Annotated in this window: 7 protein-coding genes; 6 read left to right on the forward strand and 1 reads right to left on the reverse strand. The window is 42.1% G+C overall.

Annotation, left to right across the window (positions count from 1 at the left end; all coding sequences use genetic code 11):
* Nucleotides 1-31 precede the first annotated feature (31 nt).
* The 5 genes from ADS77_RS20160 to ADS77_RS20180 all read left to right on the forward strand — a co-directional run bounded on the left by ADS77_RS20160 (nt 32) and on the right by ADS77_RS20180 (nt 9,293).
* Nucleotides 32-1,531, forward strand: coding sequence for a tryptophan halogenase family protein (locus tag ADS77_RS20160; protein WP_054456006.1), 1,500 nt, complete (start codon nt 32-34; stop codon nt 1,529-1,531).
* Between the two features lies 1 nt (nt 1,532).
* Nucleotides 1,533-3,377: a glycoside hydrolase family 13 protein gene (locus ADS77_RS20165; RefSeq protein ID WP_054456012.1), complete on the forward strand. Its 1,845-nt coding sequence runs from the start codon at nt 1,533-1,535 to the stop codon at nt 3,375-3,377.
* Between the two features lie 100 nt (nt 3,378-3,477).
* Nucleotides 3,478-5,370, forward strand: coding sequence for an alpha-amylase family protein (locus ADS77_RS20170; protein ID WP_054456014.1), 1,893 nt, complete (start codon nt 3,478-3,480; stop codon nt 5,368-5,370).
* Entirely contained in the window at nt 5,360-6,847 is a 1,488-nt protein-coding gene (locus tag ADS77_RS20175) for an MFS transporter (protein WP_054456016.1), read from the forward strand. The genes ADS77_RS20170 and ADS77_RS20175 overlap by 11 nt, the downstream gene beginning before the upstream one ends.
* Nucleotides 6,848-6,884: 37 nt before the next feature.
* On the forward strand, nt 6,885-9,293 hold the full coding sequence (locus tag ADS77_RS20180) for a glycoside hydrolase family 15 protein (RefSeq protein WP_054456018.1): 2,409 nt from the start codon (nt 6,885-6,887) through the stop codon (nt 9,291-9,293).
* 124 nt (nt 9,294-9,417) lie between these two features.
* Here the strand turns inward: ADS77_RS20180 and ADS77_RS22815 are convergent, their stop codons facing one another.
* Nucleotides 9,418-9,669: a phage integrase N-terminal SAM-like domain-containing protein gene (locus tag ADS77_RS22815; protein ID WP_235575819.1), complete on the reverse strand. Its 252-nt coding sequence runs from the start codon at nt 9,667-9,669 to the stop codon at nt 9,418-9,420.
* 359 nt (nt 9,670-10,028) lie between these two features.
* Between ADS77_RS22815 and ADS77_RS20195 the strand changes: the two genes are divergently transcribed.
* On the forward strand, nt 10,029-10,679 hold the full coding sequence (locus ADS77_RS20195) for a hypothetical protein (protein WP_054456024.1): 651 nt from the start codon (nt 10,029-10,031) through the stop codon (nt 10,677-10,679).
* Nucleotides 10,680-11,002 lie beyond the last annotated feature (323 nt).

The following is an 11,002-nucleotide window of genomic DNA, read 5'->3' on the forward strand; positions in this document are numbered from 1 at the left end:
CTGAAAAAAGATCATAACGGTGGAAAAGAGAATGCAACAGCAAAAAATAAAACAGGTCATTATTGCCGGTGGTGGTAGCGCAGGGTGGATCACAGCGTCGTTATTGAATAAAGTGCTTGGTAAAGTGATAGAGATCACACTGATTGAGTCGGATCAAATAGGCACTGTTGGTGTAGGCGAGGCCAGCATTCCGCCCATTCAGCATCTTAATGGCGCACTGGGGATTCGAGAAAGTGAGTTTATTAAAGCAACCCAAGCAACGATTAAGCTTGGTATTGAATTTGAAAACTGGCGCGAACAAAATCATAAATACATGCACGCCTTTGGTGATATTGGCAAAGACTTTCCGTTTTGTGAGTTTTACAACTTTTGGCTAAAAGCCAAGCAACAAGGCAACGCGACTGACTTTTGGGATTTTTCGCTTAACTACCAAGCTGCAAAGCAGCATAAGTTTACCCACTTACAACACATTCCTAATACTCAACTTACCGGCTTAAATTACGCCTATCATTTTGATGCCACACTGTACGGTGAGTTTTTAAAAGAGCTGGCCATATCACGGGGCGTTAAACGTATTGAAGGCAAAATTGCTCATGTTAAGCAATGTACCGAGAGCGGCTTTGTAACAGCACTTGAGCTTTCGAGCGGACAAATAATAAACGGTGACTTATTTATAGATTGCACTGGCTTAAGTGCATTACTAATTGAAAAGACCCTCAACACAGGCTTTGAAGACTGGTCACATTGGCTACCTTGCGATAGTGCTATAGCGGTGCAGACTAAAAGCACAGCCGATCCCGTGCCTTACACTCGCTCTATCGCCCGTGATGCGGGTTGGCAATGGCAAATACCACTACAGCACCGTGTTGGCAATGGCTTAGTGTATTCAAGTCGTCACTTAACTGATGAACAAGCCAAGCAACAACTGCTTGATAACATTGCTGGTGAACCAATCACAGAGCCTCGCGTTATTCGCTTTAAAACAGGGCGCAGGCGCAAACAGTGGCATAAAAATGTGGTAGCCATTGGCTTATCAAGTGGCTTTTTAGAGCCATTAGAATCGACCAGTATTCATTTGATCCAAACCGCTGTTATTCGTTTAATTAAACTCTTTGCGCATAACAACATTGAGCAATCATTGGTTGATACGTTTAACCAGCAAAGCCAAACCGAAATCGAACGTATCCGCGATTTTATTATTTTGCATTATAAACTTACTGATCGTACCGACAGTGCATTTTGGCGTCAGTGTAAGCAAATGAGCATTCCCAAATCACTGCAAACCAAAATTGATTTATTTAAAGACACAGGCAAAATTATACGCCAAGACGATGAGCTATTTGCAGAGGTTGCGTGGCAGCAAGTAATGATAGGCCAAGGGCTTAAAGCGCAAGACTATAACCCATTAGCCGATGCGCTCAATGATGAACAATTAGCAGAGTTATTTACAAATCTAAAAACGCTGATCAGCACCACGGTAAAGCAATTACCAACGCATAATGAGTTTTTAGCGAGGATAAAAAGTAATTAATATGAAATCACTCATTCAGATTTTTTTAGTAAGCGCACTTTTAACTACGTGCATAAACGTTAATGCAATGACGGCATCACCACAAAGCTGGTGGGTTGGTATGCAAACTAATTCATTGCAAATTATGCTTCATAAACAAAACGTTGCTAAGCATCAATGGCAATTAATGCCATACTCTGGCGTAAATTTACACAACATAATAAAAACAGATAACCCAAATTACGCCTTTTTAAACCTTGAAATAAGCCCAAGTGCAAAGCCGGGTACGTTAGTGTTTAATAGTGCTGCGGGCGGGCGTTTTGAATATTCATTAAATGCGCGCAAAGCCAATAGCAGTAAACGACGTGGTTTTGATAGTAGCGACACACTTTATTTAATTAATCCCGATCGTTTTGCCAATGGCGACAGCACTAACGACAGCGTAAAAGGCATGTTAGAGGCTGCAAATCCAATTGAGCGAGGCGGGCGTCATGGTGGTGATATACAAGGGGTAATTGATGCGTTGCCATACTTACAAAAACTGGGTGTAACTCAACTTTGGCTAACGCCGCCGCTTGAGAACAACATGCCAAGTTATTCGTATCATGGCTATGCTATTACTGATTTTTACAAAATAGACTCGCGTATGGGTTCCAATGCACTTTATAGGGAACTGGCAGCGAAAGCTAAGCAACACGGCATCGGCTTGGTAATGGATTTAGTGCTTAATCACTTTGGCTCTGAACACGTATGGATGAAAGACAAACCCACCGCTGATTGGATCAATTTTAATGGCGATTTTGCAAATGGAAAACATGCAACCAGCCATGCAAGACAAACCATTCAAGATCCCCACGCCAGCGACTTTGATAAACGCCAGTTTAGTGATGGCTGGTTTGTTGCCACCATGCCTGATCTAAACCAACGCCAGCCATTATTGGCAAACTACCTTATTCAAAATGCCATTTGGTGGATTGAGTACGCTGATTTAAGCGGTATTCGAGTAGATACCTACTCATACTCTGACAAAGCCTTTTTAGCTAACTGGACCAAAGCAATCATGACCGAGTACCCACAGTTTAATATTGTGGGTGAAGAATGGACGTCAAACCCCGCGATTGCTTCATACTGGCAAGCAGGCAAAGTAAATAATGATGGTTATACGTCAAGCTTACCCAGTGTGATGGACTTTTCATTGCAAGAATCACTTATTCAAGCACTTAATGAAGATGAAAGCTGGAACACCGGCTGGGTTAAAGTGTATCAATCGATCGCGAATGACTTTTTATACCCAAATCCAGATAATTTATTAGTGTTTGCTGATAACCACGATATGAGCCGTGTATATACCCAGCTTAAGCAAGATCTTGCTAAAACTAAAATGGCGATGACTCTGCTGCTTACTACTCGCGGCATTGCACAAATGTATTACGGCACCGAAGTACTGCTTGATAACACAGGCAGTAACGATCACGGCGATATTCGCATTGATTTTCCCGGTGGTTTTAAAGGCCAAAAAAGTAACGCCTTTACAGGGCAAGGCTTAACAATTGATCAACGTGATATGCTGCAAACGATTAGCACCTTACTTAATTTTAGAAAACAAAGCGCTGCACTGAGCCAAGGTAAACTCACTCATTTTAGCCCAAAGGATGGGGTGTATAGTTACGCACGCACAAGCGAAAAACAAACCGTGCTGGTGTTTTTAAACAAACATGCTGAGATGAAAAGTTGGCCACTTCATTACATGGAAGAAGTGCTTGGTAGTCAAATACATGCAACTGAGCTATTTACTCAACAAACAGTAAATTTAAATAAAGCAGTCACCTTACCCGCAATGAGTGCAGTGGTGTTAGTGATTGAATAGTGTGAATACGTATGCAGCCGCTGTTAGTCAGTGGCGGTTCACATTAGTATTAAAAATATAACAAAAATGACATGTAAATGTCTGAGTAAGTAATAAAATTATGACAACACAAAAAATCACCATTAGCACGCTCAAATATGGCCCATTAATATTAGCCAGTGGCTTACTTTTAAGTGGCTGCTCTGAAGAACCCGCACCGAAGGCTAAAGCGCAAAAAGTACACGAACACGTCACCGAACACTCTAAACCCGTTGTGTATCAAGTATTCACGCGTTTATTTGGTAATACGCAAACGGCTAACGTACCGTGGGGAACGAAAGAGCAAAACGGTGTAGGTACATTCAGTGATTTTAATGATGCGGCTTTAAGTGGCATAAAAGAACTGGGTACTACCCATATTTGGTATACGGGCGTGCTTCATCATGCGCTGGTGGGTGATTACAGCCAATACGGCATTAGTCAAGATGATCCTGATGTTGTAAAAGGCCGTGCAGGTTCACCTTATGCGATTAAAGACTATTACGACGTTAACCCAGATTTAGCCATCAATCCAGAACGTCGCCTTGAAGAATTTTCAGCGCTCATTACACGCACTCACCAACATGGCATGAAAGTAGTGATTGATATTGTGCCAAACCATGTTGCGCGCCACTATAAGTCAACCGCAAAACCTATGGGCGTTAAAGATTTTGGTGAGCAAGATGACACCAGCGTAGAATATGCGCGCGACAATAACTTTTATTATGTCACTGGGCAGTCTTTTCAAGTGCCAACCAGCGAAGGCTACCAAGTACTTGGTGGTAACGCGCATCCATTAGCCGATAATCTATTTGATGAAACACCCGCAAAGTGGACGGGTAACGGTGCACGAGCTGCCAAGCCAGATATAAACGATTGGTACGAAACCATAAAAGTAAATTACGGTGTAAAACCCGATGGCAGCTATGACTTCCCTAGCTTACCACCTGACTACGCAAACAAAGACTTAAGGGCGCACTTTGAGTTTTGGCAAGATAAAGAGCTGCCAAACAGCTGGTATAAATTTCGTGATATCGCGCTGTATTGGCTTGATAAAGGCGTAGATGGTTTTCGTTATGATATGGCCGAAATGGTGCCCGTTGAGTTTTGGAGCTTTTTAAACTCCTCTATTAAAATGCATAATCCAGAAGCCTTTTTATTGGCCGAAGTATACAACCCAGCACTATACCGCCCGTATATCCAACAAGGGAAAATGGATTACCTTTACGATAAAGTAGGCTTTTACGACACGCTTAAAGGCGTTATGCAAGGTAAACAAGCGGCAAATAGCATTTTTGCACCACAGCAAGCCGTTGCAGACATTGAACAGCACATGCTGCACTTTTTAGAAAACCACGACGAACAACGCATAGCCAGCCCTGATTTTGCAGGTAATGCAGCAAAAGGTAAGCCCGCGCTGGTGGTATCTCACCTTATTAGCCGCGCGCCAACACTGTTGTACTTTGCTCAAGATGTAGGCGAAGACGGCTCAGAATACGCAGGCTTTGGTAAACCCACTCGCACCAGCATTTTTGATTACATTGGCGTACCCGCGCACCAAGCATGGATGAACAACGGCAAATTTGACGGCGGAGCACTCACGCCTGAACAAAGTCAGTTACGGAACTACTACAAAGCGATTATGGCGTTGAGTAAACACCCAGCAGTTGTTGCTGGCGACATGCAACCCCTTATCGTGACTGGCAGCGAGCACGTTGCCGCGTTTAGCCGCAGTATTGGTAATCAACAACTTTGGGTCGTGAGTAATTTTTCGAGTGCACAAACAATAGTCACCATTGAAATTCCAATGACCACCTTAGTTGATGACAAGCGTGGCGAGTTTAAGTTATTGGATTTACTAGAAGCAAACCAAACAGCTGCCATGACTATCAACGAAGAACACGCACAGATAAGTTTAACGCTAGATGCGCTTAGCAGTGCAGTTCTCACCACTGGAGCACACAATGAAAGATAACAAACCCGATTTAAGCTTTTGGCAAATATGGAATATGTGCTTTGGCTTTTTAGGTATTCAGTTTGGCTTTGCGCTGCAAAACGGTAACGTAAGCCGCATATTTCAAACATTGGGTGCAAACGTTGATGACATTCCTATTTTATGGGTGGCAGCGCCGCTAACGGGTTTAATTGTACAGCCAATTATTGGCTATTGGAGTGATAAAACCTGGGGAAAATTAGGCCGCCGCCGTCCGTTCTTTTTATATGGCGCAATTTTAACGACCTTATCGCTGTTTATTATGCCAAACTCGCCAACGCTTTGGATTGCAGCAGGCATGCTGTGGATCATGGATGCGTCAATCAATGTCACAATGGAACCTTTTCGCGCTTTAGTGGGCGATAACTTACCAAAAAAACAACGTGCAACAGGTTATGCCATGCAAAGCTTTTTTATTGGCGTTGGCGCTGTTGTGGCATCGGCATTACCGTGGATGATGACCAATTGGTTTGATATTGCTAACACCGCGCCTGCGGGGCAAATTCCTGACTCTGTAAAGTATTCGTTTTATTTTGGTGGCGTGGTTTTATTGGTCGCCGTGGGCTGGACTATTTTAACTACCAAAGAATATTCACCACAACAACTTGCAAAGTTTAACGAACAAGACAGCGATGCTGAGCAAGTCGACATTACTAACACCGTTAACTTTAGCAAAGGCGGCGCAATTTTTACCGCACTGGGCATAAGTGTACTTGCCCTTGTAATGGGGCTGGGGCTTGAAAAAGAGCTGTATTTACTCGCCGCTGGTTTAGTGTGCTTTGGGATTATTCAATTTATTGCCGGTACGTTAAAAGCCAAACAGCATACTGCGGGTGGTTTTTATCAAGTAGTCAACGATGTATTCACGATGCCAGAGGCGATGAAACAATTGGCGTGGGTGCAATTTTTTAGCTGGTTTGCGCTGTTTGCAATGTGGATTTACACCACCTCAGCGGTCACTAGCTTTCATTATGGTAGCAGTGATACCAGCTCTGCGGCTTATAACAATGGCGCTGACTGGGTAGGCATTTTATTTGCCGCGTACAATGGGTTTGCCGCACTGGCTGCATTATGTATACCGGTCATCGTAAAGCGCATTGGTTTAAAACTCGCTCACGCAATTAACTTAATTTTAGGCGCTTTGGGTTTAGTCAGCTTTATTGTAATTAAAGATCCTACCTTACTTATTTGGCCAATGATCGGCATTGGTTTCGCTTGGGCGTCTATTCTATCGCTGCCGTATGCCATGTTAAGCACGTCAGTACCGAGTCATAAAATGGGCGTGTATATGGGCATATTTAACTTTTTTATTGTGATCCCCCAATTACTGGCAGCCAGCATATTGGGCCTAATTTTACGTCACTTTTTTGAAAACCAACCTATTTACGCACTAGTATTGGGCGCGGTGTCGTTTGTACTGGCAGCGGTTGCTGTTATGCGTGTTAAACACGCGCAGTAACGCTTATAGCTAACAGATAAGATTTAAGGGTTTAAAAATGAAAAAATACAACATGATCACCACAAGTTTACTCATGCTTGGCTTAACGGCGTGTAGCTCAGAGCAAGCCTTAACAGACACCCCCAAAGTAACTGAGCAACTAAGCGCACCCGGTGCCCCAGGTATTGACCCGTTTTGGGCATTCGCAGGTAAAACAGGTATTGGTACTTCGTTTGAGCAATATCAAAATGGCGCTTATAGCGACAGCGCAGCGACGGGTAAAGTCTCAAAAGTATGGTTTTCGATAGCAAAAGGAGTGATCACCGAAACCATGTTTGGGCTAATTCACCAAGCACAAATTAAAGACATGCAGTTTGTGGTTGTCGGTAAAGATTTTACCGTAACTGAAACGGATGATCTTGACGTAACAATTGACTACTTATATAAAGATGAGCACGGCCGACCGTTATCATTGGCTTACAAAGTAACAAGCACAGATAAACAAGGCCGCTTCAGCCTTGAAAAACACATATTTACCGATCCAGACGGGCAAACTTTATTTGTGCGCAGTATTTTTAATACTCAGCTTAAAAGCGTAAAAGCCTATGTAACGGTAAATCCATACATAGATAATAATGGCCTGGATGATTTTGCAAAAACCACAGAGCAAGGGCTAGTTGCATGGCAGGGCGATAGTTACTTGTCATTACAAGGCGCTAAACCATTTAAACAGACCAGCGTGGGCTTTACAGGCAAAAGTGATGGTTTAAATGCGCTAAAAACGACTCAACAGCTTGCAAGCGTTTATCAAAATACCGGTGAGCAATCAGGTAATGTGAGTTTACTTGCCGAGCTGGGTGAGATTGGCAACAACAGCCAATTTGATCTAACCCTGAGTTTTGGCAACAACGAGCAAGCGAGCTTTAAGCAAGGCCAAGCAAGTTTAGCGCGTGGCTATCAACACGTACTTGATAACTACAACGGAAAAGGCGACGCATTAGGCTGGCAAGATTATCTACAAAGCTTAGCACCGCTCAATACCATGAGCGAGCAAACTACTGATAACGGCAAGCTACTTTACACCAGTGCCATGGTGTTAAAAGCGCAAGAAGATAAAACGCACGCTGGTGCGCTTATTGCTTCGTTATCAAATCCATGGGGCGAAACAGTCTCAGCCAAAACAGGTTCAACCGGTTATAAAGCTGTATGGGTGAGGGATTTTTATCAAGTTGCTATGGCGTTTATGGCACTTGGCGACACTGCTACAGCTAAAACTGCATTCGAATACCTTGAAAAAGTACAAGTAAATAATAAAACACCGGGCAACAAGGGCGATACAGGCTGGTTTCTACAAAAAACACACGTCGACGGCGAGCTTGAATGGGTGGGCGTACAGCTAGATCAAACCGCTATGCCAATTATGCTCGCGTGGAAATTGCACCAAGCAGATGTGTTAACAGATGCAGAGCTAACTGGTTGGTACGGGCGCATGTTAAAACCTGCTGCTGACTTTTTGGTAGACGGTGGGCGCGCCAAAATTTTGTGGAACGACATGCAAATAACACCGCCAGCTACTCAGCAAGAGCGCTGGGAAGAGCAAGCGGGCTATTCACCATCAACCACAGCCGCCGTTGTAGCAGGCCTTATTACTGCTGCTGATATTGCAACACTTGCAGGTGATGATCAAAATGCTAAACGCTATCTTGAAACCGCTAAAAAATATAATAGCGGCATAGAAAGCATGATGTTTACCACCGCCGGTAATTTAGAATCAATCAACTCAGACGGTGAGTATTTTATTCGAATAGGCCAAGACAAAGACGCCAATTCAAACACTAAAATTAATGCTAATAATGGTCGTGAAGGCTTTAATAAAAAGCAAATTTTAGACGGTGGCTTTTTAGAGTTAGTACGTTATGGCGTGCGCGATGCACTTGCTCCAAGCATTGTAAAAACCTTGCCAGAGTATGACGATGAAACGTTAGCCGATAACTTACAAGTTAAGTACAGCTATCAGTTTAGCGATGGCAGCGGCTCATTCCCAGGTTTTCGCCGTTATGGTAACGACGGCTACGGTGAGGACGAAGTAACTGGCGCAAACTACGCCGAAGGCGGGCAAAATACCCCCGGCCAACGTGGGCGTGTATGGCCGTTTTTTACCGGTGAGCGAGGCCATTACGAAATTGCCGCCGCAAATGCCACGCAATCGTTAAACGCAGACAAGCAACAATCTATTAAAAACACTTATGTGAAAGGGTTAGAGCAGTTTGCCAACGAAGGCATGATGCTGCCAGAGCAAGTATGGGATGGCGTAGGCAACAATAAAGCAGGTTATACACTCGGCGAGGGCACCAACTCCGCCACTCCGCTTGCATGGACACATGCAGAATACGTTAAGTTAGTACGTTCTTTAAGCGATAAGCACGTATGGGATCACTACCCAGTGGTTGAACAAGCGTTGAAGTAAGTTGGTTTAATCAGTAATACTAAGAGCCACGGTTAACAGCCGTGGTTTTTTATGGAAATTTAAAGTATCAATGCTGTATTAAGTCATGTAGCAGCAATTTTATATCGCGTATAGCACAAAATATTTAAGCCTCAGCTATGATAATCTCGAAAACGGGCTCACTACGCCATTGGCACCTTGTTGCAAAACATGGGTATAGTAAACTTGCTATCAAATAATGTCGTTTATTTATATGTTTATATAAAAAAGCAAGTGCATTTAAAGCGGTTGCTTGTGTTTTCGCTGCCACTTTCTTAGTGACTGTTAGGTGATTTAAAAATATTTCTACTTCATTATTCCCCATACTGGCTGGATGACGCTTATTATGGAAATGGATATAGGCACTCGTCCAAAATACATAAGTTTCAAATAAGTTTCAATAGACTTTTTAGCATAGTGATGGCTATACATATAGTCGATAAGATTATTAAGAAAAGGGGATTTAGTTTTCATTTTAAATGCCATTAACTGTGTTTATATACAGTGCTGGTGATTTTCCTTCTAAGTCAAGAAATGAGGACACTTTCCTCTTTTTTACACATTATTAAAAGAACAGCCCGACTTAAAGTTTAAAGCTGGCAATGTGTTACAGTATTTGTTATTAATAATAAAAATATATAATAGGACATACATTGCTCATAAAAAGAGGAAAGTGTCCTTTGATAAAGTTGTTAGGCATTCAACATAGGAGTACGAATGAGTATCGATGATTACTCTAAAATTGCCCAAATAGGGTTTTATTTAGTAATGGCTGGAGTTGCAATACTTACTTATCTGAAAGCCAAAAATACGTTACTGAATTCAGTAAATACTGAATATCATAAGCATGTTATCAACTCCCTAATTAAGGCATCTGATTCATTATTCTCTGAATTTGAAGAAGATAGTGATCATTATTGGCTAAATGCTATGAAAACTAAAGAAACGATTGCCGAGGTAAATCAAGAGTTTTTAGATAACAAGGCACAAATATTAGAACAAGGAGAATTTCATGGTGGAGTTCCAGTTAGTCCTCTCCAACAACGATTAATGTCTTTGATACGAGAGTATAAATCGGATCCATTTCTTCCTGAAGAAATTAGAAGTAAGATTATTGACCTTTTACAAAATCGATTTGAAGTTCAGCACAGTATTAATTTTACGGAAATAACAGAATATAGAAATTCTCTAGCTCAAGGCAAATATATTGAGACACTAGAGAGCAATTATGGCTGGGTAAGTAACAATATAAATCAGCAACTATATGAAAGGGGTTGTGGAGTAAGTCAGATTGAAGATGCAGTACACCAAATCAGATTGGATATAAAAAGTTATTTAGAGAAGTTTAATCCACTAAAAAATGCCTAACAAGTTGCTTAAACGGAATAAAAACAGTTGGTTATCGCTGCGCGATTTTAACCAACCATTTTTATCCGCTTAGCAAGGCGTTGAGGTTGTAGAATTACTCTTTTTAGGAACTGGTTCTGCACATTTGACTTGATTGCTTTTTAACCTTGAATCCACTGGGTTACTGTGATCTAATAGATATTATTCACCCACGGTAAACTGTTATGGCCAACTACAAGCCTGACTTATCCTGCCAAAATAAATTCATTCCTATCAATTTTTCTGAGCAAATTTTGCCGGGTACATTTGAATATGCGCTTTGTTATATTGTCGAAAATAAACTC

The organism is Pseudoalteromonas porphyrae (genome assembly GCF_001298125.1).
GTDB classification, from domain to species: Bacteria; Pseudomonadota; Gammaproteobacteria; order Enterobacterales; family Alteromonadaceae; genus Pseudoalteromonas; species Pseudoalteromonas neustonica.

Excerpts from the sequence above, each read along its gene's own strand:
- ADS77_RS20170 (WP_054456014.1), top strand. The coding sequence starts at position 3,478 with ATGACAACACAAAAAATCACCATTAGCACGCTCAAATATGGCCCATTA.
- ADS77_RS20165 (WP_054456012.1), top strand. The coding sequence starts at position 1,533 with ATGAAATCACTCATTCAGATTTTTTTAGTAAGCGCACTTTTAACTACG.
- ADS77_RS20195 (WP_054456024.1), top strand. The coding sequence starts at position 10,029 with ATGAGTATCGATGATTACTCTAAAATTGCCCAAATAGGGTTTTATTTA.
- ADS77_RS20160 (WP_054456006.1), top strand. The coding sequence starts at position 32 with ATGCAACAGCAAAAAATAAAACAGGTCATTATTGCCGGTGGTGGTAGC.
- ADS77_RS20175 (WP_054456016.1), top strand. The coding sequence starts at position 5,360 with ATGAAAGATAACAAACCCGATTTAAGCTTTTGGCAAATATGGAATATG.
- ADS77_RS20180 (WP_054456018.1), top strand. The coding sequence starts at position 6,885 with ATGAAAAAATACAACATGATCACCACAAGTTTACTCATGCTTGGCTTA.